The following is a 24,444-nucleotide window of genomic DNA, read 5'->3' on the forward strand; positions in this document are numbered from 1 at the left end:
TCAAGTCTTGTCCCGTCCGCCATCCGTTTCGCGGCGCCACGCGCCCGGACTGACACCGACGATGGACGAGAACACGCGGGTGAAATGGCTCTGATTGGCAAATCCGGCCGAGATGGCAATCTCGGACAACGGCAGGTCGCGGACTGTCATGAGTTGCTTGGCCGCCTTCACGCGCTGCTGGAGCAGCCATTGATGCGGCGGCAGGCCGGTGGAGATCCGGAATGCGCGTGAGAAGTGGCTGACCGACAGGCCAAGCTCGGTCGCGATCAGCTGTAGCGCGATCTTGCCCGAGAGATCGGAATCGAGCCGGTCACACGCACGCTTCACCTGCCATGGCGCGAGACCGCCGCGGCTCGGTTCTGCGGCTGGCTTCAGCCCACCATAGGTCTGGGCGACATGGGCGGTGAGCGCGAGCATCATGTGATCGACGAAAAGCTGGTTGGTCTCGTCGGGCCGACGCAGTCCGTGCTGCAACGAGGCGCCGACATGTCGAACGACTTCGTCGTCATGACCGACACCGGGCTCGTAGCTGAGCTCGCCAACGCGCGGCCCGCCCGGTTGCCTGGCAACGCTGTTGAGCGCCGAGCGCGGCAAATAGAAGAAGAGCGAGTGAAACGGCTTGTCGATCACATAGCGCGGATCGCGCTTGAGGTCGTACAGATAGGTCGCACCTGCGCGAACATCCGCTTTGGTGACACAGCGGCCCTCCTCCCAGCATTCGCAATCCGGATAGTCGCGGAGTTTCAGGCTGAGGAGATAGGCATCTTCCGCCGCCAGCGAGCCGGAAATATCCGGTGTCGGATCGTCGTTGCGGACTTCGGTAACCGCGAGCTCGGCGCTGTGCAGCGAACGCGTGATCAGGACCGGTGCTTGCTTCGAGCGAAGGCCCTGCCCGAGCCTCTGCCCGTAGACGCCTGCTTGTGTCATTCTAGCAAATCCATCCGAAGGCACGTCTTCGCCGGCCCTCCCGAGATCCGCGCATTATCGGAGATCGCCGGCCGACGGTCCAGCTGCAGCGCATAACACGAAGCCGTCGCGGCGGGCGGGTGCAGCGGGCCGCGACGCGATGATTTCATTGTGATTTCAGCGTGATGTCACCGGCCCGGCATGGCGAAGGACAACACCGTTGACCTGCCAGACAGATTGCTGCGCGACTTCATCGTGCATTTCGGAAATGATTTGCGGCCTGCGCACGTCAGGCGGACCATTCCTCGCCCCAGACCTGGACGACGTGGCCCGGCGACACCTCGCGATATTGGCGCACGGGCGGCTGGTAGTCGGGCGCGCGCACCGGGCTTCTGATCTCGTCGTTCGCTACCTCGCGCCTGGTGCCGCGGCGCGCTGGATCGGGCACCGGCACGGCCGCCATCAGCTTCTTCGTATAGGGATGCTGCGGATTCCCGAACAAGGCCGCGCGCGGACCGGTCTCGACGATCTCGCCGAGATACATCACCGCGACGCGATGGCTCATGCGCTCGACCACCGCGATATCATGGGAAATGAAAAGATAGGCAAGTCCCATGCTGGCCTGAAGATCCAGCATCAGATTGACGACCTGCGCCTTGACCGAGACGTCAAGTGCCGAGACCGCTTCGTCCGCGACGATCAGCTTCGGTCCGAGTGCAAGCGCGCGGGCAATGCAGATGCGTTGACGCTGGCCGCCGGAAAATTCGTGCGGAAAGCGCGCGGCCATATCGTCAGTGAGACCAACGCGAACGAGCAAATCGGCGACCTTCTCCCGCGCCTGCGACGCGGTGGCGAGCCCGTTGGCGAGCAACGGGGCCGCAATCGCCGTTCCCACCGACATGCGCGGGTTGAGGCTCGCGAACGGATCCTGGAACACGATCTGCATCTGCTTGCGAAAGTCACGCAAGGTGCGGGCATTCATCGCCAGCACATCCTGCCCGTCGATCAGAACGGTGCCGCTGTCCGGCTCCGTCAGCTTGAGAATGGAGCGGCCCGTCGTCGACTTGCCGCAGCCGGATTCGCCGACCAGCGCCAGCGTCTCCCCGGCGCGCAAGGTGAAGGAGACGTTCTCGACCGCATGGACGCGGCCCGAGACCTTGCCGAACAGGCCCGAGCGGATTGGAAAGCGCGTCGTGAGGTTGGAGACCTCGAGCAGCGGTCGCTCGGCAATCGAGACCGTATCGGGCGTCTCCGCCGGCTCGTCCGAGGTTCCCGTCAGCTTGTCGACGATCGGAAAGCGCATCGGCCGCGTCCGCCCGTCCATCGAGCCGAGGCGTGGCACGGCGGCGAGCAGTGCTCTTGTGTAGGGATGCGAAGGGGCTCCGAAGATGCGCGAGGTCCGGTCGGTTTCCACCGCCTGGCCGCCAAACATCACCACGGTGCGGTCCGCGATCTCGGCCACCACGCCCATGTCGTGGGTAATGAAGAGGATCGACATCTCCTCTTCCTGCTGAAGCTCCTTCAGAAGCTCCAGGATCTGGGCCTGGATCGTGACGTCGAGCGCTGTGGTCGGCTCATCCGCGATCAGCAGCCTCGGCTTGCAGGCCAGCGCCATCGCGATCATCACGCGCTGGCGCATGCCGCCGGAGAAGCGATGCGGATGCTCGTGGAAGCGCGATTTTGCAGCGGGTATCCGAACACGATCGAGCAAGCGGATGGTCTCGGCCTCCGCCGCCGCGCGCGACAGGCCGCGGTGCTGGATCAGTGCTTCCGCAATCTGGAAGCCGATCGTCAGCACCGGATTGAGGCTCGTCATCGGCTCCTGGAAGATCATAGCGATGTCGTTGCCACGAACATCCTTCATGCTCGCTTCGGGCAGCGTCAGCAGGTCGCGGCCGGCAAGCCGGACGCTGCCTTCGACGCGGCCGTTCTCCTTCGGAATGAGCCGCATGATCGAGAGCGCGGTGACGCTCTTGCCCGAACCGGACTCGCCAACGATCGCCACGGTTTCCCCCGAGGCAATATCGAACGACACGTCGCGGACGACGGGACTCCATTGCCGTTCGCGGAGGAAGGACGTCGTCAGGCCTGAGACCGACAGCACCGGCGACGGCGCGTTGGCAGCGACTTGATCAGCTCCGCTTGCGCCCATGCTCATGCCGGTGTCCTAATAGCCACGAGTACGGTCGACACGCCCCGGCAGCACTTCACCGCGACGGTGGCGTGCGATCACGTCCAGCACGAAATCGACAGCCGCATCCGGCGTCGTCATGCTGGCATTGTGCGGCGTGACCAGGATGCGTGGGTGGCTCCAGAAAGGGTGGCCCGCAGGCAGCGGCTCCGGCTCGGCGACATCGAGGACAGCACCCGACAACGCGCCGCTGTCGAGCGCCGCGAGAAAGTCGGCTTCGACCAGATGCGGGCCACGCCCGACGTTGACCAGCGACGCGCCGCGCGGCAGGCGCGCGAACAGATCCGCATCCAGGATGCCGCGGGTCTCATCGGTCAGAGGCAGCAGGCAGACGAGAATGTCGGTCTGCGCAAGGAAATCCGGCAACGTCTCCATGCCCGAATAACAGGTGACGCCGTCGATCTCGCGCGGCGAGCGATTCCAGCCGAGAAGCGGAAAGCCGAACGCCTTGAAGCGGTCGAGCACGGCCTGGCCGAGCTGGCCGAGCCCCATCACGCCGACGCGACGACGTTTGGCCGGCGTGATCCGGATCTCGCGCCAGACCTGTTCCTTCTGCTGGCCAATGAAGTGCAGGAGATCGCGATGCAGCGCGAGCACAGCCATGGTGACGTATTCGACCATCGTCTCCGCGATGCCCGGCTCCAGCATGCGCACCAGGGGAATGTGCGGCGGAACTTTTGACGCGTCGAACTGATCGACACCCGCGCCGACCGAGAAGACCAGCTCGAGATTGGGGAAAGTCGTCGCGATGTCGTCCGGCGGCACCCACGCCACGAGATAGCGGACGTCAGCGGGATCGCCGATGTCGGGCCAGAGCCGAAACGGAACATCGGGCGCGCGCTCGGCGAAGAAGCCCGCCCACTCAGCGCCCCGAACCATGTTGGCCTTGTAGAGAACCGTCATGCTGCAAGACCCTCAGAACGGGCTGACCGGCGCGAGCCGGCGGCCGTCGATCAGGCGCTTGTGGCTGTAGGCCACGGGATCGACCAGCGGCGTCGCGCCCGTCACGATGTCGGCGGCGAGCTTGCCGGCCGCAGGACCGATGCCAAAGCCGTGGCCGGAGAAGCCGGTGGCCAGGAAGAAGCCGGGCATGGCGTCGACCGGCGAGATCACCGGAATGGTATCCGGCGTGCAGTCGATCGTACCGCCCCAGGCTTCCGCGATCTCGATGTCCTTCAATTCAGGGTTCGACTTGATCAGCGAAGCCAGCGCGGCATTGACCAGCGACATGTCAGGCGCGGGATCGCGCACGCGCTCGGTCTCGAACGGCGACGGCTTGTCCAAGCTCCAACTGGTGCCCCGCATGAGCTGGTCGAAGAAGGATTTGCCGAATGACAGTTTCAACCCGTTCTTGCGATGCAGATAGGTCGGCCAGAAGGTTCGCGCGTAGCGGAACAGATCGGGCGACAGTTCGACCGTACCGCGGTTGCGCAGCGCCAGGGTAAAGCCGCCGTCGAGCCGGCGGCGGATGCAATAGAAATCGGTGCCGAGCGCGCCGGAGGTAATCTCCGGCCCCGGCGTGGTCCGGCACGCGGTGGCGTTGACGAGGCCAATCGGCAGCTCGATGCCGTGGCGTCGGCAGAACAGCGACGACCAGGCGCCGCCGGACAGCAGCACCGATTGCGTGCGAATGGTGCCCTTCTCGGTGACGACGGCGCTCACCCGTCCGCCCTGCGTCTCCAGTCCGCGAGCCGCGCAGCCCTGATGAATGGTGACGCCGTGTTTTCGGGCGGCGGTCGCAAGCGCAGGCACGGCCATCGAGGGCTCGGCGCGCCCGTCACTCGGCGTGTGCAGGCCGCCCACCCATGTCTCGGAATTGCCGGGCAGACGCTCGGCCACCTCGGCGGGCGTCAGGACGGTCGAGTGAACCTGCATGTCGCGCGCCGTTGCGGCCCATCGCTCCCAGCTGGCGAGCTCGTCCTTGCTCTTGGTCAGGAACAACACGCCGGTGCGGCGGAAGCCGGCATCGACGCCGGCGTCGTTCTGCATGTCTTCCCACAGGCGCAGCGCCTCGCGGGCCAGCGGGATCTCCTCACGCGCGCGGCCCTGCTGACGGCACCAGCCCCAATTGCGGCTCGACTGCTCGCCGCCGACATGGCCCTTCTCGACCAGGGCGACGGAGAGACCCTTCTTCGCGAGATGATAGGCCGCGGACACGCCGATGACGCCGCCGCCGATGACGACGACGTCAGCCTGCTGAGGCAGCTGTTCGTCGCTATTTATACGGGTGAGCGGCGGGGACATGGGGCACTCCTGGAAATCAGCTCGATCGAAGCTCGTCGGCTTGTCATGGGATGTTCATTCGCGGATCGAGCGCGTCACGCAGGCCGTCGCCGAGAAAATTGAAGCTCGTCACCGCCAGCGTGATGGCGAGGCCCGGCGCAATCGCGAGCCAGGGCGCGCTGGTAAGATAGATCTGCGCGTTGTTGAGCATGTTGCCGAGGCTCGCGGCCGGCGGCTGGATGCCGTAGCCGAGATAGCTGAGATAGGACTCCAGCAGGATCGCCTTGGCGACATTCAGCGTCGCCGCCACCACGATCGGCGCGATCGCATTGGGCACCAGCTCACGGAACATGATCCGCAGGCTCGACGAGCCGAACGCGAGTGCAGCAACCGCAAACTCGCGTTCCCGCAGCGAGCGCACCTGAGCCTCGACGACGCGGGCCACCCACATCCAGGCGGTTGCCGCGATCAGAACGGTGGTGGTGACGAAGCCGGGCTCGATGAGCGCCGCGAGCGCAAGCAGCAGGAAAATGGTCGGAAAACACAGCATGGCGTCGACGAGCCGCATCAGCACGGCGCCGACCACCCCGCCATAGAAGCCGGCGAAGGCGCCGACGGCGATGCCCACCGCCATCGCGATCACCATCGCGACGAAGCCGATCGACAGCGAGACGCGCGCGCCCATCATCAGACGCGCCAGCACGTCGCGGCCGAGTTCGTCGGTACCGAGGATGTGCGCGCCGGAAATCGGCGGCGCGAACCGCTTCATGATGTCGATATAGGTGTCGTCGAACGGCAGCAGATAGGGACCGAAGGCCGAGCCGAGGACGAGCACGAGAATGATCACGGCGCCAGCGAGCGCGAGCCGGTGCCGGCGGAAGCGCCGCCAGGCGGCTTGGCCCGGCGCAAGCTGAACGGTCGAGAGGGCTGCGCTCGTCATCGCCTAGCCCACCCGTATCCTGGGATCGACGACGGCATAGAGGATGTCGGCGAGCAGGGAGCCGATCAGCACCATCATTGCCGAGAACATCAAAATGCCCATCACCACGGGGTAGTCGCGATAGCCGATGGAATCGAGAAACAGGCGCCCCATGCCGGGCCAGGTGAACACGGTTTCGGCGACCAGCGCGCCGCCGAGCAGCGTCGGAAACTGCAGGCCGGCAACGGTGATCATCGGCAGCAGGGCGTTGCGCAGCGCATGCACGGTGAGAATGCGCCATTCCGGCATGCCCTTGGCGCGCGCGGTGCGGATGTAGTCCTGGTTGATGACTTCAAGCATCGAGGAGCGCATGAAGCGGCCCCACATCGCGGTCTCGACCAGCGCCAGCACCAGGGCCGGCGCGATCAGATGATGCAGAAGGTCGAGGAAGGAGCCGTCGCCGACGGTCTCGCGGTTGCCGGCCGGTAGCCAGCCGAGCTTCACCGAAAAGACATAGATGGTGACGAGGCCGAACCAGAAGGTCGGGATCGACAGCGCGATCATGGCGCCGACGGTTGCGAGCGAATCGAACAGAGAATAGCGGCGGAGCGCGCCGAGCACACCGATCCAGCAGCCAAGCAGTACGGCGATGATGGTCGCTGTCGCCATCAGCTCCAGCGTGGCGCCGAGATGCGACGAGATCACCGCCAGCACCGCCTCGCCGTCGCGATACGAGCGGCCCCAATCGCCGCTCAGCATCCGGCCGAACCAGTCGAGGTACTGGATCGGCAGCGAACGATCGAGGCCAAGCTGCCTGGTGACGCGATCGAGATCCTCCTGCGTCATCTGCGCGGACGCAGCGAATTGCGAGAGCGGACCGCCGGGCGCCAGATGCAGGATGGCGAAGCCGATCGCGGACACGATCACCAGCAGCATGATCGCCTGCGCCAGGCGATTGGCGACGTAACGAGCCATCTCAGGCGATCTCGCGCACCTGAACCATCAGGCCCAATACCATTCGCGGATGTTCCAGCAGTTGATCGACATGTTGATGTTGGGGCGGAAACCTTGCAGCCCTTCCTTCACGCCTTCGGCGATGAAGCCCTGGAACAGCGGCAGGATCGCGAGGTCGTCGCGGATGAGCTTTTGCAGATTGCCATAGGTCGTCTTGCGCTGCGCCAGATCGAACTGCTTGGCACCTTCGGCGAGAAGCCGATCCGCCTCCGGGTTGCGATACTGATAGGTGTTGTAGCCGCGGCCACCCTTGGCAGGGATGGCGCCGGAGCCAAAGCGGGGCGTCACGTCGGGGTCGCTGCCGAGCATGAAATTCACCCCCACGATCACCGAGTTGAATTTCGATTGCTGCCAGAAGTCGCCCCAGATCACGGCGGCCGGCATGTTGTTGACGCGCATCGCGGCACCGATCGCGCGCCAGTCCTGGATCAGCAGCTGCTGGGTCTGCTCGCGCACCGCGTTGCCCGACGTCGTGGAATTGGTGAATTCGAGTTTGACGCCGCCCTTCTCGCGCACGCCGCCGGAGCCGCGGACCCATCCCGCTGCATCTAACAGTGCGTTGGCTTTGACGGGATCGTATTTGTGCTGCGGCAGTCCCTGCTGGAACGACCATGCCTGCTGCGGCACGAAGCTTTCGGTCAGCGTCGGCAGGCCGTAGTTCAGCGCGTCGATGATCGCCTGCTTGTTGATCGCGAAATAAAGCGCCTCGCGCACGGTGCGGTCCGCCAACGCGCCGAACTCCAGATTGGGCGCGATGTGCTCCACCGACGACGTCGAGGAGACGAAGATCTTGCGGCCCTTCAACGTCTTCGCCTCCTGCACGAAGTTCGGCAGAATGCCTTGCAGGCCGGTGTAGTCGACCTGCCCGGTGCGGAACTGGGTGTAGAGCACGGTCAGGTCGGGAATATATTTGAAGACCACGCGTTCGACGTACGGCCCCTTGCCGTGGTAGCCGGTATGGGCATTCAACTGAATGTGGTCGCCCGGCACGCGCTCGCCCCAGCGGAACGGCCCGGTGCCGACAGGCGCGTTGTGGAACGGCGACGCGTTCGGATCGGTCACCTTCTCCAGGATGTGCTTGGGCACGATGAAGGTCAGGGATCCCAGGATCGAGATGTAGGGCGAATAGGGAGCTTCCATGCGCCAGTGAATCTCGTCGGGCGCGACGACCTTGATGTCCTTCACGAGACTATGGCCGACCCGGCTGCGCGCGCGGAAATCGGGGTTGTTGATCAGCTCGAGCGAGAACTTCACGTCCTCGGCCGTGAACGCCGTGCCGTCGTGCCATTTCACGTCGCTGCGGAGCTTGATCTTCCAGGTCAGGCCGTCGGCCGACAGGCCGCCATTCTCGATGGTCGGGACCTCGCGGGCGAGATCGGGAACGAACTTGCCATCGGGATCGATGAACCAGAGCGGCGAGAACACCTGCCACCAGATGCCCTGGTCGACCTCGATACCCGGCATCAGGGGATGAAAGACCGTCGGCTCCTGCGACAGCGCCGCGATCACCTGCCCGCGCGGCTTGTCGGGCGGACTGGTCGGGCGTTCGGTCTGCGCAAATGCGCTGCCCGAAAGCGTCCATCCCGCCGCGGCGCCTGCGCCGAGCTGAAAGATCTGACGGCGATTCGGATTGCCGAGATGCAGTGCTCCAACGCCGAACTTCCCGGTGTCGTCCGCCATGACCACTCTCCGTTTTCGCACGCGGCACCGTCTCCCGCGCCCCGAGATCCCCGGCAAAGGGACAGGAGTGGGCTTTAGTGCTTCTAAATTTTTCTATCAAAAGTTCATCACGACTAAATACAGCTGTCAATCGCATTGCTAGGATGCGCGACCTTTTCACTCCGACTGATGCTCCGGACCGTCCTTGTCCGGGGCTGAGGTGATGCATGGGAGAGCGACATGGATGGTCGCGGCGAGATCAACGATCCGAAGGATGCCCCGGAGATCGAGACCGACGATGCGGTCGACCAGCGCCTCGGCGAGACCGTGCGGCTGCTGCGCCAGCGTGCGGGCCTGTCGATCCAGGACGTCGCCAACAAGACCGGCCTCTCCAACGGCATGATCAGCCAGCTCGAACGCGCGCGCGCCATGCCGTCGATCCGCACGTTGCGCCTGCTCAGCATCGCGCTCGATGTTCCTATCTCCTATTTCTTCGAGACCACCGATCCCGCCGACGTGCAGCGCTACATCGTGCGCAAGAACAGCCGGCGCCTGCTGCGGCTCACCGCCAGCGGAGTCGTCAAGGAAGCGCTGACGCCGGCAGACAAAGGCCAGCTCGAACTCTACGAGCTCACGCTCAATCCCGGCGCCTCGTCCGGCACCGACTTCCTGCAGCACACCGGCGAGAAGGCGGGCTATATCCTCTCGGGGAGCCTGCGGCTGTGGCTCGACAACCAGGCCCATCTGCTCGAGGCCGGCGACAGCTTTCGCTTTCCGAGCATCGTGCCGCATATGTTCGACAACCCGACCCAGCAGACCGCCCGCGTGATCTGGGTGACGACGCTGCGCCAGACCGATTCGCCGGCAGGTTGAAGCGCCGCCAACCCGGCACCACCGCAAATTGCCCCTCGACGCCGCCGCGCGGAATCTGTAGCTCACATCTGTCGCTGACGTGGAGCCGGACATTGACAGGGCGGACACGGGGGGCCGCGACTGACGCGTTGGTGTGAGACCATGAAACTCAGGGGGCTTCTGACACTCGCGATGGCCGCGCAGGTCATCGTGACCGCGGCGGCTCTCCTTGTCTCCTATGCCGCGACCGGAACCGGGTTCGGCATTGCCCAGATCGTCGCCCTGCTAGCAAGCGGCGCCATTGCCGTCCTGCTCGCTGGTCTGTGCACGCGCGCGATCGAAAACACGCAGGAAAAACGTGCCGCCGCGCAACTGGCCGAGCAGGCGCAGGCCAGCGCACAGATGACGCAAGCCGTCATCAAGACCGCGCTCGACGCCTTCATTCAGACCGACCAGAGCGGCATCGTGCTGGAATGGAGTCTTCAGGCCGAGGCCCTGACCGGATGGACGCGCAAGGAGGCACTCGGCACCGATGTAGTCAACCTCCTCATCGCCGAGCCGCTGCGCGACGGCTTCAGGCAACGCATGATGCGGCTGCTGCCGGAATTGTCGGATACGCCGATCGGCATCCGGTTCGAAGCGACCCTGCTGCACCGGGACGGCGACGAGATCCTGATCGAGGCCTCCAGCACGGCGCTCCGCATCGGGGAGCGCACTCTCATCAACAATTTCGTCAAGGACGTTACCCAGAAGCGCGCCGCCGCGGAGCAGCTGATCCAGGCCCAGAAGATGGAAGCGATCGGCCAGCTCACCGGCGGCATCGCGCACGAATTCAACAACATGCTCACCGTGATCACGGGCACGATCGAGATCCTCGCCGACGCCGTGAAGGACAATCCGCCGCTCGCGACCATCACCAAGCTGATCAGCGACGCCGCCGATCGCGGCGCCGCGCTGACGTCGAGCCTGTTGTCGTTTGCCCGCAAGCAGGCGCTCAAGCCGGCCGAGAGCGACATCAACGTACTGCTCGAAGAGCTCGCAAAGCTGCTGCTGGCAACCTTCGACAAGAAGATCGAAATCGTGACCCGGCTCGACGGCAACGTCTGGCTCGCCCTCGTCGACCGCGGCCAATTGAGCTCGGCACTTCTCAACCTCGCGATCAACGCCCGCGACGCGATGCTGGACGGCGGCAGACTGACGCTGACGACGCGCAACGTCGTGTTCGGCGTCCGCGAGGCCGTGGCGGTCGGAGCCGGCTATGCCGGCGACTATGTCGAGATCGAGATCGCCGACACCGGCACCGGCATTCCGCCGGCCATTCTGGAGCGGATCTTCGATCCCTTCTTCTCGACCAAGGACGTCGGCAAGGGCACGGGGCTTGGGCTCAGCATGGTATTCGGATTCATCAAGCAGTCCGGCGGCGGCATCAAGGTCGCTTCCGAAGAAGGACGCGGCACCATTTTCACGATCTACCTGCCGAAGGCGGAGGCGAGCACGCTTCGCCCCACCGGCTATGACGAGCGCAAGGTCGTGGGCGGGACGGAAACCATCCTCTGTGTCGAGGACGACCGCGACGTCCGCCAGTACGTTACGGTCCAGCTCGAAAGCCTCGGCTACAAGGTCATCCCGGCCGCCAATGCGGCCGAGGCACTCGCCATCTCGGCCGAAGGCACGCCCTTCGACCTGCTCTTCACCGACATCGTGATGGCCGGCACATTGAATGGACGAGAGCTCGCCGACGAGATGGTGGCAGCGCGCCCCTCGCTGCGGGTGCTGTTCACGTCGGGCTATGCCTACGACGCCCCGCATGCGCAGGGACGCGCCACCAAGGGCGCGCCGCTTCTGACAAAGCCCTACCGGAAGGCCGAGCTCGCGCGCATGCTGCGCCGCTCTCTCGACACCGCCGTCGACGACGCGGGCGATCCGATCCCGACGCCCTATTCCGTGCAGGCCGATCTCGAAGGCTTTCTGCGCAGGCAGGCGGCTGAACGCGACAGGCGTTAGTGCGAGTCTTGCGCATGGACAGCGCATGGTTGCTGCGCAACACTCCACGTCAGTTACAATCCCATTGGAGGCGAGCCATGACTGCACTCGAAAAGGGCATCACCGCGAACGGTACGGGCTATGGCGGCAAGACCTGGAACATCCTCGGCCAGGTCTACTTTCCGAAGGCCGTCACCGAGTCCACCTTCGCGTTCGAGACCAACAGCGAGCCCGGCCAGTTCGTGCCGGTGCACATCCATCCGACCCAGGACGAATTCATCCTGGTGCAGGAAGGCACGCTCGACCTAAAGCTCGATGGCAAATGGGTGAAGGCCCATGCCGGCGACCTCGTGCGCCTGCCGCGCGGGATCCCGCACGGCTATTTCAACAAATCCGACAAACCGGCCCGCGCATTGTTCTGGGTCTCGCCGATGCAGAAGCTGGAGGCGCTGTTCAATCAGCTCCATGACCTGACCGACCCGGCCGAGGTCGTGCGCATCTCGGCGCTGCACGAGGTCGACTTCCTGCCGCCCGAAGCCAACGACTAGGCTACGATCCCCCGACCGACGAATCGTTAGGGGAACTGGCCATGCCTGCACGACGTCAACTCCTCGCCATCGGGGCGCTTGGGCTGCTCCTTACGACGTTCGTCCCGAGCCGGGCGCAAACGCTCACCGCCAGGCAATCGGAAGCGGTTGCGACCTACGAGCGTGCGCTCGGCGATTTCAAATCCATTCTCTCCGAGCGGCGCCGCCAGATCGAGGCGAAGCAGCCGCTGCCGAACCTGCCGGGCCAGGCGCTGTATCTGGCACGCGTCGCCGTGATCAGTGCTTACAAGGATCTCACCGATGCCATGCCGTCGCGGATCGGCAGGCCCAACAAGTTCGAGATACCACCGGCCTATTTCGATGCCGACATCGAGCCGCTGGTCGACGAATACTCAAAACTGTTCGACATCATGGAAGCGCCGCCGGCCGGCGCGCAGGACTCGGCGACGCCGTTCAAGGACGTGGTCGATCTCGCGGTCGCGATCGCGCGAGCCAAGGGACTTGCGCCTGGCCACGCCGAAGCCGCGGGCCGGATCAGCCTCGGGCTGTTCTTCGCCGAGACCAACGGCAAGCAGAACGTCCGCAACGGACGCTCGAACACCTATATGGGCAGCTTCCAGACCGGCCCGTCCGAGGATCGCAACGGCCGCAGGAAATGGGAGGCCATCAAGGGCGAGATCGCGGCGGCCGATCCCGACTTGAGCGCGCGCGACGACAAGGAGGAGGCGCGGGCCCGCGGCACCGATCATCGCTTCAATCACTGGACCAACGTACGCGACGGGCTGATGAACGCGCATGCAGATATTTTCCGGGAGATCCCGGGGATCGTGAAGACGCTGCCCGACCCGATCGACCAGATGAAGCTGTTCGAGCTGATCCAGATCATTCCCACGCCGACGCGGGCGGCGCTCAAGTCCGTCGATCTCCTGAACTACAGGGTGTCCAGTCCGACCATCATGAAGCACCTGCGCAACAACAGCATCTTCGCATTCGGACGGGCCGACCGGGCGCGCACCTCGGCGAGCTTCCGGGAAATCCTTGGCGCGATGTGGCTGTTCAAGCGGAAATTCGAGAAGGCGATGGCGAAATATGCGGAGATCAAGCCGCGCTGAGGGGCAGCTTGCTCGCCGCATGGCACGAGGGTGAGAGGCGCCAGCCCGCGGGCATCCGCACTGCGGAGCCGTTGGGCCTGCCCCACTCCAACGAGATCGGCGCGTTCTTTGTGAGATTGTTGTCATGGGCCTCGCCCAAAATCCAACGCTCGTGGCGACGTAGACTCCTGCCGCACCACAGCGCTCCGAAGGGTCATCAAAGGCGCTTGGTGAAATGGTAGCGACGAATGCCACCACCCACGGTCTTGTTGCTGGCGGCATCGGCAATCTCTTCGCGCACGCTTCGGTATCCCGCGTTTCGATACAGAGCCAGCGCGTCCCGCTGAAGCTCCGACGTGCTCAGCTGCAGTTGCTGCCGATTTCGCCGGCGGCATTCATCCTCCGCGAACGCCAGCATCTTTCGCGCAATTCCCTGGCGCCGCAAGCCGGGAGCGACGTACATGCGCCGCAACTCCATCGCATGCTCGCCTGAGGCCTCCAAACCGAACATGCCGACGATCTCGCCGTCGGCAACGGCGACCCAGAAACCGCCGTTCCGGCTTGCATAATAATCCGCGAGCCGATCAATCTCTTCGGCGAGCGAGCGGACGATATAGCGTTCAAACTCCTCCGCCATATGCGTCGGAGCCAATAGACGATTCACCCGGATGAACAGCTCGCGCACGGCAGCGGCATCAGGCGGCGCGAAGGCGCGAATCTCAATCTCTCTTGTCATAGAGGCGCTGCCGCCGCTACTCGGTTCTTATAGGCGAATCCTTCAGGCCGTTGTTGTCATAGGCCTTGCGCAAGGTGCCGTTCGTCACCGCCTCGTTCATGAACTTGGCGGCGAAGGTCAGCGCTTGGGGATGGCCGAGCGGCACAGCGACCGCGGTGACGGTCTTCTTGAACGTCTCGTCGAGCACGCGCGTGCCCGGAATCTTCTGCGCCATCTTGTTGAGCTGGTCGCGCGACAGCGCGAAGGCATCGATCTCGCCGCTCTTCAGGAGGCCGAAGATCTCGTCATAGGTCTGGTAGCCCGTGACCTTCGCGTTTTTCAAATGCGCGACCGCGCCGCGCATTGTGGTGGTCGCGTTGACGGCCGCGACCTTGATGCCCACCTGGTCAAGCGTGGCAAAGTTACTGACGCTCGAACCGGCCTTGACAATGTAGGTGGCGTCCGCGACCTCGTAGATCGGGCCGAACATCATCCTGGTCTCGCGCTCGGGGTCCTTGGGGAGCCAGGTGACGTCCCATGTGCCTTTGCCGGCGGCATCGGTGATCTGGCCGGAATTCTGGTGCACGACATATTCGACGGGCACGCCGAGCTGCGCGGCCATCTCCCTGCCGAGATCGACGGGAACGCCGGCATAGCCGGCCTCGGTCTTGGTGGACCAGAACGCGCCGCCCGCCGGGCTGATCGCGATTGCGACCCGCAGCTTGCCGGTCGGTGCGATCTCGTCCTTCAGACCATCGGCTAGCGCGGGCATGGCGACCGCCGCTGCGAGAACGAGGCCGGCAAGGACCGACTCAAGCACCGACATAAGAGACGTGGGCATGTCATGATCTCCCGACCTTTTCTTCTTTTATTCTTCTCTTGTTCTTCCCGACTGCTTCGCGCGTCGTCGCTCGGCCTTGACTCAATTCTGGTCGATCGTGCACGCGATGAAAAGCGGTTTGTGATGGCAAAACTGCCAAAGGCCACAGCGCGATCTGCAGTGCAAGGCCGACGACTGCCATGGCTATGGTGTTCCACGGCCGGGCATTTGTTGGTAGCCTCCCGCCCCGACAGACAGTAACCGGGGGCCACCGAATGACCTGCGCGAATCCCGCATCTCCCGCACGGCGCAACCGAGCCTGGAGACATGTCGGGCGGGCACTGGCCGCCGCGATGGCCGTCGCCGCGCTCGCCGGCTGCGAGGACAAGAACAGTTTCGTCGCGCCGCCCCCGCCCAAGGTGGACGTGGCTACGCCGGTGCAGCGCCCGGTGACGCGCTATGTCGAGGCCACCGGCAACACCGCGCCGGTCAAGAGCGTCGATCTCGTCGCGCGCGTGCAGGGCTTCCTGCAATCGATCGACTACCAGGACGGCACCTTCGTCAAGCAGGGCACCCAGCTGTTCACGATCGAGCCCGAAACCTACAAGCTCAAGCTCGAACAGGCGCAAGCGGCCGAAGCCGGTGCGCAGGCCTCGCTCCGGCAGGCGGAGGCCGACTACAAGCGGCAGGCCGAACTGGTGCAGCGCCAGGCGGTCTCGCAGGCGACCCTGGACACTTCGACATCGAACCGTGACAACGCCCAGGCCAACCTGCAGCAGGCCCAGGCCAACACCAGGCTCGCCGAGGTCAATTACGGCTACACCAAGGTGAGCGCGCCGTTCGACGGCATCGTCAGCGCGCATATGGTCTCGATCGGCGAGCTGGTCGGCGTCTCCTCCCCGACCCAGCTTGCGACCATCGTCGCGATGGACCCGATCTGGGTGAACTTCACGGTCAACGAGCAGGACGTGCTGCGAATCCGGGCCGAGGCGCAACGGCGTGGCCTGACGCCGGCCGACCTCAAGCAATTCCCGATCCAGATCGGACTGCAGACCGAATCCGGCTATCCGCATGAAGGCCACCTCGACTATGTCGCGCCGACCATCAACACGTCGACCGGCACGCTCGCTGTGCGCGGCCTCGTGCCCAACGACAAGCGGGTGCTGCTGCCCGGCTATTTCGTCCGCGTTCGCGTGCCCTTCACCCAGGAGAAGGACGCCCTGCTCGTGCCCGACACCGCGCTCGGCAGCGATCAGGGCGGTCGCTATCTGCTGGTGGTCGGCAAGGACGACACCGTCGAGCAGCGCAAGGTGCAGATCGGTCCCGTCGACAACGGCCTGCGCGTGATCGAAAGCGGCCTGAAGCCGGACGACCGCGTGGTGACCGCAGGGCTGCTGCGGGTGATTCCGGGCCAGAAGATCGACCCTCAGGTGACGAAGATCGAGCAGCCGCAGGCGTCTGCCAAGTAAGTAGGGAGCGCCTGCCATGATCTCAAAATTCTTCATCGAGCGGCCGGTCCTCTCGAACGTCATCGCACTGCTGATGATCCTGATCGGCGGCGTCGCGCTGTTCAACCTCGCGATCGCGCAATATCCCGACGTGGTGCCGCCGACGGTGCAGGTCACCACGCGCTATCCCGGCGCCAGCGCCAAGACCGTGATCGACACGGTTGCCTTGCCGATCGAACAACAGGTCAACGGCGTCGAGGACATGCTCTACATGCAGTCCTACAGCGGCTCCGACGGCACCTATACGCTGACCGTGACCTTCAAGATCGGCACCGACCTGAACTTCGCGCAGGTGCTGGTGCAGAACCGCGTCTCCAGCGCGCTGTCGCAATTGCCGCAGTCGGTGCAGAACCAGGGCGTCACCGTGCAGAAGCGGTCGACCTCGATCCTGCTGTTCGTGACGCTGACTTCGCCGGACAAGACGTTCGACAGCCTTTATCTGAGCAACTACGCCACCATCAACCTGCGCGACGAGCTCTCGCGCCTACCCGGCGTCGGCAACGTCACCGTGTTCGGCGCCGGTCAGTATTCGATGCGGGTGTGGCTCGATCCGAACAAGTTGCAGGTCCGTGGCCTGGTGCCGCAGGACGTCATCCAGGCGATCCAGCAGCAGAGCCAGCAGGTCTCCGCCGGTCAGGTCGGCGCGCCGCCGACGCCGCCGGGTCAGGCGTTTCAGTATACACTCAACGTCAACGGCAGGCTCGACGACACCACCGAGTTCGAGAACATCATCGTCAAGTCGGGCACCAGCGGCGACGTCACGCGGGTGCGCGACGTCGGTTGGGTCGAGCTCGGCGCGCAGACCTACAGCCAGATCTTCTCGCTCAACAAGCAGCCGGCCACCGGCATCGGCGTGTTCCAGTCGCCCGGCGCCAATGCACTCCAGGTCGAGCAGGCCGTCGAGAAGAAGATGGCGGAGCTTGCAAAGGCGTTCCCGCAGGGCATGAAGTACGACACGCCGTTTGACACCACCAAATTCGTGCAGGCCTCGGTGCACGAGGTCTACATGACGCTGATCGAGGCCGGCCTGCTGGTGCTGGTCGTGATCCTGGTGTTCCTGCAGGACTGGCGCGCGATGCTGGTGCCGGCAACCACGGTGCCGGTGACCATCATCGGGGCGTTCGCCGCCATGGCCGCGCTCGGCTTCACCATCAACATGTCGACCTTGTTCGCGATCGTGCTCGCAATCGGCATCGTCGTCGACGACGCCATCGTCGTGGTGGAGGGCGCCGCGCACAACATCGAGCAGGGCATGAACGGCCACGACGCCGCGATCAAGGCGATGGACCAGTTGTTCGCGCCGATCGTCGGCATCACGCTGGTGCTGATCTCGGTGTTTTTGCCGGCGTCGTTCCTCGCCGGGCTCACCGGCCGCATCTATTCGCAATTCGCGCTGGTGATCGCGGCGACCGCGCTTCTGTCCGCCATCAACGCGGCGACGCTGAAGCCAACGCAATGCGCACTGTGGCTGCGGCCGACGGTGCCGCCGGAGCAGCGCAACTTCTTCTATCGCGGCTTCAACGCGGTCTACAACCGCGTCGAGCGCGGCTACATCCGCCTGATCGGCGTGCTGTGCAGGAACAGCACGATCTCGGTCGCGATCGCACTGGTGCTGATCGTGATCGGCGGCTACGGGTTGTCGCGGGTGCCGACCGGCTTCCTGCCGATCGAGGACCAGGGCTATCTGATCGCCGCCGTGCAACTGCCCGACGGCGCCGCGCTGGGGCGGACCCAGAAAGTGCTCGACAGAGCGAGCGAGCTGATCAAGGACACGCCGGGAGTCCAGCAGGTCATCACCATTGCCGGCATCTCCGCGCTCGACAACAGCGCCAGCCTTGCCAACGCGGGCGTCGCCTACATCATCCTGAAGGACTGGGACGCGCGCAAAGGACCGGGCGAGGATCTGCGCTCGCTGGTCTACGGGCTGAACGACAAGCTCGCGGCCATCATGGAAGCGCGCACGCTGGTGCTGCCGCCACCGCCGATCCAGGGCATCGGCAACGCCGCCGGCTTCTCGATGCAGGTCGAGCTGCGCGATGGCAACAGCGATTTCGCCAAGCTCCAGGCCATCACGGGCGCGATGGTCAGCAACGGCCAGAGCCAGAGCGCGCTGCAGCGCGTCCAGTCCTCGTTCCGTTCCTCGGTGCCGCAATTCAACGTCGAGATCGACCGGATCAAGACCCAGACCCTGCACGTCACAACGGACCAGGTGTTCTCAGCGCTGTCGACCTATCTCGGCTCGTCCTATGTCAACCAGTTCAACAAGTTCGGCCGCGTGTTCCAGGTCTACACCCAAGCCGATCCCGCCTTCCGCGTCACCGAGCGCGATATCGCCAACATGATGGTGCGCAATTCGAACGGCGACATGATCCCGATCGGCACCGTCGCCACGATCACACCGGCCACCGGTCCGTCGCTGATCAGTCTCTACAATCTCTATCCCTCCTCGACCGTGATCGGCCTGCCGGCGCAGGGCTATTCGTCCGGCCAGTCGCTGAAATTGATGGAGGAGATCGCGGACAAGACGCTGCCGCCGGGCACGGGCTTCGAATGGACCGCGATGTCCTATCAGGAGAAGGCCGTCTCCAACCAGATCTACTGGGTGTTCGGGCTCGCCATGCTGCTGGTCTATCTCGTGCTCGCCGGCCAATACGAGAGCTGGTACGCGCCGATCTCGGTGATCCTGGCCGTGCCGCTGTCGTTGCTCGGCCCCATGCTGATCCTCAACGGCCTGAAGATCGACAACAACCTCTATTGCCAGATCGGGCTGATCCTGCTGATCGCGCTGTCGGCCAAGAACGCGATCCTGATCGTCGAGGTCGGGCTCGAGCTGCACGGCCGCGACGGCAAGCCGGTGCTGGAAAGTGCGATCGAGGCGGCGCGCGCCCGCTTCCGCCCGATCCTGATGACGTCGTTCGCCTTCATCCTCGGCGTGGTGCCGCTGGTGATCGCGACCGGCGCCGGCGCCAGCGCGCGCAAGTCGATCGGCATCACCGTGTTCTCGGGCATGCTGGCCTCGACCTGCCTTGCGGTGCTGTTCGTGCCGGCGTTCTTCGTGGTGGTGCAGCGCTTCGAGAACTGGCGTGCGTCGAAGAAGACGCCGAAGGCGGTGGCGGTGGCCGAGGTGAAGTCCTAGGCTTTCTCCGTGGACGTCGGCCGCGCCTCGCCGCTCGAGACCAGGAGCACCGAGACCTTCGCCTGCCTGAGCACGGCGTCGGCGACGCCGCCGAAGGAGAGGTGGTCGGCCTGGATGCGATCGACGCCCATCACCACGAGATCGACGTCGGTGGTCTCGATCTCGCGCAGGATCGCCGCTTCAGGCGCCCGGTTCGCGCGCAAGGTCGTGGTGATGTCGACCTCGTAGCGGGCGGCGAGATCGCTGGCGTCCTTCAGGATGCCGGCCTCCTGGCTCAGACCACGCGAGGCGCCGCGCTGCGCGCCCCTGTCGCGCGTCGTCGCGACATAGATCACCCGAAGCGAGCCTGATCCCGCCTGCGCCAGCGCGACCGCGACCTCGGCGCCGCGCTTGGAGACGCCGCTGCCGGAGACCGGAACGAGGATGTTGAGCGCCTCGGGCATCGGCTGCTTCAGGTGCTTGCCCTTGGCCGCCACGATCGCGAGCGGTCCTTCGAACTCCGCTGCGATGTCCTCGATCCTCCGGTCGAATCGATCCTTGGTGGCCACGACCTTGTCGATGCCGACGACAAGAAGATCGAAGCCCTTCTTCGCTTCGTCTCCGATCGTCTCACCGAGCCCGGATTTGCGGGCCCGCGTCGTGACATCGACATCGCGGACATCCTGGTCGCCGCTCGCTGATACCGCTTCGGCGGCTTTCTTCACCACCGCTTCGGGGCTTTCCTCTTCGTCGCGACCCTTCTCCTGCTCCTTGGCGCGCTTGCCGATGTGCAGCACGGTGATCGGCAGGCCGCGCATGCCGGCGATCAGGCCGGCGATGTGGGCGGCGAAGCTGGCATTGACGCTCTCGTCCACCGCGAGCAAGGGACGTTCGAGATTGGCGACGAAGCCGCGCCTCTCGAACTCTTCGCGCTCCAGGCGCTCCCTCTCCTCCTTGTTCATCGGCAGCTTCGCCAGCGCCGCGCGCAGCATCGGCGGCATGGCCATCGTGGTCACGATCGCCATGGTCACGATCATCGTGAACAGGTTCTGGCTGAGCACGCCGATCGAAAGACCGATGGTGGCGATGATCACCTCGGTCGAGCCGCGCGCGTTCATCCCGCTTGCGAGTGCCAGCGACTCCCGTGTGTTCAGCCCGCCCACGGTTCCGCCGACGAAGGCGCCCCCGAACTTGCCGACGCTGGCGATCACGACCAGCAGGCCGGTGAGCATCAGCAAATGGGGATCGCGCAGCACCGTGAGGTCGGCGCTCAAGCCGGCGAGACCGAAGAACACCGGCATGAAGAAGCTCGAGATCAATCCGCGCAGGCGCTCGTCGATCTGCCGCGTCAGGATCGGGGACTCTCCGACCAGAATGCCGGCGACGAATGCGCCGAGCACGGTATGCACGCCGATCAGATGCGTGATCAGCGCCATGGCGCACATCATCAGCAGGATCACCGTGATGACCGGCGCGGTGCTGACGAGAGTGTCGTTGGCCCACCGAATGAGCTGGAATGCCAGGCGGCGGCCGATGGTGAAGCTGATGGCGAGGAAGGCCAGCGTGCCGAGCACGGCTTTCGCCACCGAGGCGATATCCAGCGTACCGTGCGAGGCCAGGCTGAAGATGACGGCGATGATGATCCAGCCGATGGTGTCGTCGATGACGGCGGTGGCGACGATGATCTGGCCGACATTGCGGCGCATGAAGTTCATCTCGCGCACCACCACCGCGACGATCTTCACGGAGGAGATCGACAGCGCCGTGCCCATGAACAGCGACGCAACCAGGCGGGCTTGCGGATTCGGCAGCAGCGTATCCGGCAGGAACTCGCCGAGTGCAAAACCGCAGGCGAAGGGCACGAGGATGCCGGCGATCGAGATCGCGATCGCGGCCTTGCCGACCTTCCTGACCAGCTTGAGGTCGGTCTCCATGCCGGTCAGCAGCAACAGCAGCAGGATGCCGAACTGCGCGATGCCGTCGATCATCGCTTTCTGCTCGGGCGTCTTGGGGAAGATCGCGTGCTGCGCGTCAGGCCAGACCCAACCGAACAGCGACGGACCGAGCAGGATGCCGGCGAGCAGTTCGCCGATCACCGAGGGCTGGCCGAGGCGCTGCATGATCTCGCCAAGACCGCGGCCGACCGCGATCAACAGCACGATCTGCGCCACCAACAGGAATTCGGACGGACCGGCCGATTTGCCGCCCTCGGCACTGGCCGCAACAGTGGTGAGGACAAGAGCTGCGGCGACAAGGCCGACCGGTCGGAGCAGGCTCCACTGCATGCAGGAATTTTCCCCCTTCATCTGCCCCGGCGAGGTGCCGGGATGACGGGGATAGAACCCGCGGCAGGCAACCGGAGTTCCTTGAGTTCGCGGCCGGTTAAGGGGGCAACACCAAAAAACGCGAAAACAACCCCATGCACAGTAGGGATGAGGTTGAAAAGGCTGGATAAAATTTTGTCTTTGCCGAAATCAAGTTTCGTCTTTGCCGAAAATGCTTGCTCCGTCGGGCAAAACACTGGCATGATGGCATCGTGGGTGGTGTGCGCAGGGTGCCTCCTCATCCCCCGTCATTTCGCGCGCAGCCAAGGAAAACACCGTACCACCCCCGAAAAAATATAGCTTTGATGGCGGCGCGCGCCAAGACGACCGGGGGGCCGCCCCCCCCCCCCCGGGCGCGCGCGCCCCCCCCCCCCAAACCCCGCCCCCCCCCCCCAACCTTGTTGGGTGGGGGGGGGGGCCTCGCAACCCCACGACGTGGAGGCAGCCGCGCGCCTCACGCCGATCCCTCACACCGCCTGCGGTGTCCTGATCTCGCGAGGCAGAATGATCGCCGCTGCGATCGCGAGCAGGCAGAGTGCGGCGAAGGCGTGCAGCATGGTGACGAAGCCGCCCTGCTCGTAGAGCCAGGCGACCAGGCCGACCGAGGCGCCGGCGGCGGTGAAGCCGATGAAATAGCGCACGGCATAGGCGCGCGAGCGCCATTCCTCGCTGGTGTATTTGCCGACCATGGCGTCGTTGACCGTGACCTGCCCGAACGCGCCCATGACGATGCCGATCGAGACCAGGATCAGCGGCAGATTGGACAGGCTCGCGGCCAGATACAGGAACGGCGCCAGCATGAAGGACAGCGGCAGCGCCACCGTCTTCAGCGAATAGCGGTCGAGCAGCCGGCCGATCGTGTACTGCGTCATCGCGCCGAACACATAGACGCAGGCGGCGATGACGCCGAGCAGCGCCGGGCTTTTGGTGAGATCGGCAAGCCGCTCGGCGAACAGCTTTGGCAGCGCCACGGTGACGGCATTGAAGGTCGTCGAGATCGCGATCACCACGATCAGCAGCGACAGGATCACGCGCCACATGTCGTGCTTGGCGACCCGCGCCTGCGCTGCCGCCTGCTTCGAGCCCTTGCGGTCCTCGTGCACGACCATCATCGCAAACGCGATGCCGATCAGGATGGTGACGATGCCAGGGACGATGAAGGCGAAGCGCCAGCCGAGATACTGGCCGATCACGCCGGTGACCAGCGCCGACGATGCGACGCCGAGATTGCCCCAGACGCCGTTGATGCCCATCTCGCGGCCGAGCCTGTCAGCATAGGAGACGATCATGGCGGTGCCGACGGGATGATAGATCGAGGCAAAAATGCCGATCGCGAACAGCGCCGCGCCGAGCTGCGCCTGCGTCTGCACGAAGCCGACCGAGATCATGGCGGCGCCGATGCCGACGAAGAAGATCAGCATCATGTGGCGGCGGCTCCAGCGGTCGCCGAGCCAGCCGGTGAGCAGCGAGCCCGCGCCGAAGGCGACGAAGCCGGGCGTCGCGTAAGGCAAGAGTTCCGAATAGGCCATGCCGAGCGCCGGTCCCATGATGATCACCGCGGCGGCGAAAATCAGCATTGCGTAATGGTCGATGAAATGGCCGGCGTTGACGAAACTGATCACCCGGCTGGGGCTGTTCATTCCGAATCCTCTCCTGCTTCGAAATGAGTTATATGTCTTGGGCATGACGGGATGCTGCCAATGACTGTCGTCGAGACGCCAATCCTCCGGGCAGTCCGGAGCAATCATCGCTCGCCCGCGGGCGTGCATCTGGTCGCGCGCGACTACCCCAAGGGCATGCGGATCGATCTCCATCTGCACCGCGAGGCGCAGCTAATCTATGCCGCCAAAGGCACCATGCAGGTGACGACGCCCGGGGGACGCTGGCTGGTGCCGCCGGACCGCGCGGTGTGGGTGCCGGCCGGGCTCCAGCACGCCATCGATCTGCTTGCCGACATCGAGATGCGCACGCTGTATTTCGACCTCGCCTGGCTGAAGCGCGAGCAGCGCCATGAGGGACTGACCAAGGAATTCGTGGTGCGCGTGTCGCCGCTGCTGAACCAGGCGATCCTCGCGCTGTTCGACGCGCGCAATACCGAGGAGCGGACCGATCTGCTGGTTCGCCTGGTGATGCTGGAACTGGTCCAGGCCGAGGATTCCGCGACCTTCGTGCCGCTGCCGCACGAGCCGCGCTGCCGGCGCGCGGCCATGATCGTGCTCGACGATCCCACCGGCCTGCACGACATCGACGCGCTGGCGCGCGAGGTCGGAACCTCCGCGCGCACACTGTCGCGGCTATTCTCGACAGAGACGCAGCTGAGCTTCAAGAGCTGGTGCCAGCGCGCGAGAATCGCGGCGGCGATCCAGCGGCTGTCGACCGATGGCAATGTGTCGGTCAAGCAGCTCGCGACCCAGCTCGGCTATGCCAGCGTGCCGGCGTTTTCGGCCGCGTTCCGCCAGGTGACGGGGCGAACGCCGACGGAGTTTGCGAAAAAAGCATGACTACAGATGCGAGCGGCCGGTCAGCTTGCGCGGCGTTACGCCAGAATGTCGCGACGGCGCGCCGGCCCTTAGGCC

General features: G+C 64.9%; 20 protein-coding genes. 7 read left to right on the forward strand and 13 right to left on the reverse strand.

Annotation, left to right across the window (positions count from 1 at the left end):
• The 7 genes from AC0L3C_RS17105 to AC0L3C_RS17135 form a co-directional block, all read right to left on the reverse strand.
• Entirely contained in the window at positions 1–927 is a 927-nt protein-coding gene (locus AC0L3C_RS17105) for a helix-turn-helix domain-containing protein (protein ID WP_085361471.1), read from the reverse strand.
• A gap of 268 nt (positions 928–1,195) precedes the next feature.
• Entirely contained in the window at positions 1,196–3,064 is a 1,869-nt protein-coding gene (locus AC0L3C_RS17110; protein WP_473408530.1) for an ABC transporter ATP-binding protein, read from the reverse strand.
• 9 nt (positions 3,065–3,073) lie between these two features.
• The gene (locus AC0L3C_RS17115; RefSeq protein WP_473408531.1) at positions 3,074–4,000 is read right to left on the reverse strand and encodes a 2-hydroxyacid dehydrogenase; all 927 of its coding nucleotides are present in this window, start codon (positions 3,998–4,000) and stop codon (positions 3,074–3,076) included.
• 12 nt (positions 4,001–4,012) lie between these two features.
• Complete coding sequence (locus AC0L3C_RS17120; RefSeq protein ID WP_473408532.1) at positions 4,013–5,341, reverse strand: NAD(P)/FAD-dependent oxidoreductase; 1,329 nt, start codon at positions 5,339–5,341, stop codon at positions 4,013–4,015.
• A 43-nt stretch (positions 5,342–5,384) separates the two neighbouring features.
• On the reverse strand, positions 5,385–6,260 hold the full coding sequence (locus AC0L3C_RS17125; protein ID WP_473408533.1) for an ABC transporter permease: 876 nt from the start codon (positions 6,258–6,260) through the stop codon (positions 5,385–5,387).
• 3 nt (positions 6,261–6,263) lie between these two features.
• Positions 6,264–7,214 (reverse strand): ABC transporter permease, encoded by a 951-nt coding sequence (locus tag AC0L3C_RS17130; RefSeq protein WP_473263025.1) that lies wholly within the window; start codon positions 7,212–7,214, stop codon positions 6,264–6,266.
• A gap of 27 nt (positions 7,215–7,241) precedes the next feature.
• A complete protein-coding gene (locus AC0L3C_RS17135) occupies positions 7,242–8,933 on the reverse strand; it encodes a peptide ABC transporter substrate-binding protein (RefSeq protein WP_473408534.1) in 1,692 nt (563 codons plus the stop codon).
• Positions 8,934–9,152: 219 nt separating this feature from the next.
• Between AC0L3C_RS17135 and AC0L3C_RS17140 the strand changes: the two genes are divergently transcribed.
• The 4 genes from AC0L3C_RS17140 to AC0L3C_RS17155 all read left to right on the forward strand — a co-directional run bounded on the left by AC0L3C_RS17140 (position 9,153) and on the right by AC0L3C_RS17155 (position 13,407).
• Positions 9,153–9,785 (forward strand): cupin domain-containing protein, encoded by a 633-nt coding sequence (locus AC0L3C_RS17140; RefSeq protein ID WP_473408535.1) that lies wholly within the window; start codon positions 9,153–9,155, stop codon positions 9,783–9,785.
• A 141-nt stretch (positions 9,786–9,926) separates the two neighbouring features.
• Complete coding sequence (locus AC0L3C_RS17145; RefSeq protein ID WP_473279313.1) at positions 9,927–11,768, forward strand: ATP-binding protein; 1,842 nt, start codon at positions 9,927–9,929, stop codon at positions 11,766–11,768.
• A gap of 77 nt (positions 11,769–11,845) precedes the next feature.
• Entirely contained in the window at positions 11,846–12,295 is a 450-nt protein-coding gene (locus AC0L3C_RS17150; RefSeq protein WP_473263029.1) for a cupin domain-containing protein, read from the forward strand.
• A 41-nt stretch (positions 12,296–12,336) separates the two neighbouring features.
• Positions 12,337–13,407 (forward strand): hypothetical protein, encoded by a 1,071-nt coding sequence (locus tag AC0L3C_RS17155; RefSeq protein ID WP_473279314.1) that lies wholly within the window; start codon positions 12,337–12,339, stop codon positions 13,405–13,407.
• 196 nt (positions 13,408–13,603) lie between these two features.
• Here the strand turns inward: AC0L3C_RS17155 and AC0L3C_RS17160 are convergent, their stop codons facing one another.
• Genes AC0L3C_RS17160 through AC0L3C_RS17170 form a run of 3 tightly spaced genes read right to left on the reverse strand, consistent with a single transcriptional unit; the run spans position 13,604 to position 15,123 of the window.
• Positions 13,604–14,122 (reverse strand): GNAT family N-acetyltransferase, encoded by a 519-nt coding sequence (locus tag AC0L3C_RS17160; protein ID WP_473263031.1) that lies wholly within the window; start codon positions 14,120–14,122, stop codon positions 13,604–13,606.
• Positions 14,123–14,138: 16 nt separating this feature from the next.
• The gene (locus AC0L3C_RS17165; RefSeq protein WP_473263033.1) at positions 14,139–14,942 is read right to left on the reverse strand and encodes an ABC transporter substrate-binding protein; all 804 of its coding nucleotides are present in this window, start codon (positions 14,940–14,942) and stop codon (positions 14,139–14,141) included.
• 1 nt (position 14,943) lies between these two features.
• Positions 14,944–15,123: a hypothetical protein gene (locus AC0L3C_RS17170; RefSeq protein ID WP_473263034.1), complete on the reverse strand. Its 180-nt coding sequence runs from the start codon at positions 15,121–15,123 to the stop codon at positions 14,944–14,946.
• Positions 15,124–15,196: 73 nt separating this feature from the next.
• Between AC0L3C_RS17170 and AC0L3C_RS17175 the strand changes: the two genes are divergently transcribed.
• Together AC0L3C_RS17175 and AC0L3C_RS17180 are read left to right on the forward strand one after the other, a co-directional pair.
• Positions 15,197–16,390: an efflux RND transporter periplasmic adaptor subunit gene (locus tag AC0L3C_RS17175; RefSeq protein ID WP_473408536.1), complete on the forward strand. Its 1,194-nt coding sequence runs from the start codon at positions 15,197–15,199 to the stop codon at positions 16,388–16,390.
• 16 nt (positions 16,391–16,406) lie between these two features.
• Positions 16,407–19,565 carry an efflux RND transporter permease subunit gene (locus tag AC0L3C_RS17180; RefSeq protein WP_473408537.1) on the forward strand — a complete coding sequence of 1,053 codons (3,159 nt, stop codon included), beginning with the start codon at positions 16,407–16,409 and terminating at the stop codon, positions 19,563–19,565.
• On the opposite strand, the gene AC0L3C_RS17185 is transcribed toward AC0L3C_RS17180, so the two are convergent.
• The 3 genes from AC0L3C_RS17185 to AC0L3C_RS17195 form a co-directional block, all read right to left on the reverse strand.
• Positions 19,562–21,829: a cation:proton antiporter domain-containing protein gene (locus tag AC0L3C_RS17185; RefSeq protein WP_473408538.1), complete on the reverse strand. Its 2,268-nt coding sequence runs from the start codon at positions 21,827–21,829 to the stop codon at positions 19,562–19,564. The genes AC0L3C_RS17180 and AC0L3C_RS17185 overlap by 4 nt on opposite strands.
• A gap of 17 nt (positions 21,830–21,846) precedes the next feature.
• Positions 21,847–22,071, reverse strand: coding sequence for a hypothetical protein (locus AC0L3C_RS17190; protein ID WP_473279319.1), 225 nt, complete (start codon positions 22,069–22,071; stop codon positions 21,847–21,849).
• A gap of 264 nt (positions 22,072–22,335) precedes the next feature.
• Entirely contained in the window at positions 22,336–23,508 is a 1,173-nt protein-coding gene (locus AC0L3C_RS17195; protein WP_473279320.1) for an MFS transporter, read from the reverse strand.
• A gap of 60 nt (positions 23,509–23,568) precedes the next feature.
• Between AC0L3C_RS17195 and AC0L3C_RS17200 the strand changes: the two genes are divergently transcribed.
• Positions 23,569–24,369, forward strand: coding sequence for an AraC family transcriptional regulator (locus AC0L3C_RS17200; protein WP_473408539.1), 801 nt, complete (start codon positions 23,569–23,571; stop codon positions 24,367–24,369).
• Positions 24,370–24,444 lie beyond the last annotated feature (75 nt).

This window comes from Bradyrhizobium sp. WSM4872, assembly GCF_055811715.1.

Excerpts from the sequence above, each read along its gene's own strand:
- AC0L3C_RS17200 (WP_473408539.1), top strand. The coding sequence starts at position 23,569 with ATGACTGTCGTCGAGACGCCAATCCTCCGGGCAGTCCGGAGCAATCAT.
- AC0L3C_RS17155 (WP_473279314.1), top strand. The coding sequence starts at position 12,337 with ATGCCTGCACGACGTCAACTCCTCGCCATCGGGGCGCTTGGGCTGCTC.
- AC0L3C_RS17105 (WP_085361471.1), bottom strand. The coding sequence starts at position 927 with ATGACACAAGCAGGCGTCTACGGGCAGAGGCTCGGGCAGGGCCTTCGC.
- AC0L3C_RS17165 (WP_473263033.1), bottom strand. The coding sequence starts at position 14,942 with ATGCCCACGTCTCTTATGTCGGTGCTTGAGTCGGTCCTTGCCGGCCTC.
- AC0L3C_RS17160 (WP_473263031.1), bottom strand. The coding sequence starts at position 14,122 with ATGACAAGAGAGATTGAGATTCGCGCCTTCGCGCCGCCTGATGCCGCT.
- AC0L3C_RS17175 (WP_473408536.1), top strand. The coding sequence starts at position 15,197 with ATGACCTGCGCGAATCCCGCATCTCCCGCACGGCGCAACCGAGCCTGG.
- AC0L3C_RS17140 (WP_473408535.1), top strand. The coding sequence starts at position 9,153 with ATGGATGGTCGCGGCGAGATCAACGATCCGAAGGATGCCCCGGAGATC.
- AC0L3C_RS17110 (WP_473408530.1), bottom strand. The coding sequence starts at position 3,064 with ATGAGCATGGGCGCAAGCGGAGCTGATCAAGTCGCTGCCAACGCGCCG.
- AC0L3C_RS17180 (WP_473408537.1), top strand. The coding sequence starts at position 16,407 with ATGATCTCAAAATTCTTCATCGAGCGGCCGGTCCTCTCGAACGTCATC.
- AC0L3C_RS17135 (WP_473408534.1), bottom strand. The coding sequence starts at position 8,933 with ATGGCGGACGACACCGGGAAGTTCGGCGTTGGAGCACTGCATCTCGGC.
- AC0L3C_RS17145 (WP_473279313.1), top strand. The coding sequence starts at position 9,927 with ATGAAACTCAGGGGGCTTCTGACACTCGCGATGGCCGCGCAGGTCATC.
- AC0L3C_RS17115 (WP_473408531.1), bottom strand. The coding sequence starts at position 4,000 with ATGACGGTTCTCTACAAGGCCAACATGGTTCGGGGCGCTGAGTGGGCG.
- AC0L3C_RS17130 (WP_473263025.1), bottom strand. The coding sequence starts at position 7,214 with ATGGCTCGTTACGTCGCCAATCGCCTGGCGCAGGCGATCATGCTGCTG.
- AC0L3C_RS17190 (WP_473279319.1), bottom strand. The coding sequence starts at position 22,071 with ATGCCAGTGTTTTGCCCGACGGAGCAAGCATTTTCGGCAAAGACGAAA.
- AC0L3C_RS17170 (WP_473263034.1), bottom strand. The coding sequence starts at position 15,123 with ATGGCAGTCGTCGGCCTTGCACTGCAGATCGCGCTGTGGCCTTTGGCA.
- AC0L3C_RS17195 (WP_473279320.1), bottom strand. The coding sequence starts at position 23,508 with ATGAACAGCCCCAGCCGGGTGATCAGTTTCGTCAACGCCGGCCATTTC.
- AC0L3C_RS17185 (WP_473408538.1), bottom strand. The coding sequence starts at position 21,829 with ATGCAGTGGAGCCTGCTCCGACCGGTCGGCCTTGTCGCCGCAGCTCTT.
- AC0L3C_RS17125 (WP_473408533.1), bottom strand. The coding sequence starts at position 6,260 with ATGACGAGCGCAGCCCTCTCGACCGTTCAGCTTGCGCCGGGCCAAGCC.
- AC0L3C_RS17120 (WP_473408532.1), bottom strand. The coding sequence starts at position 5,341 with ATGTCCCCGCCGCTCACCCGTATAAATAGCGACGAACAGCTGCCTCAG.
- AC0L3C_RS17150 (WP_473263029.1), top strand. The coding sequence starts at position 11,846 with ATGACTGCACTCGAAAAGGGCATCACCGCGAACGGTACGGGCTATGGC.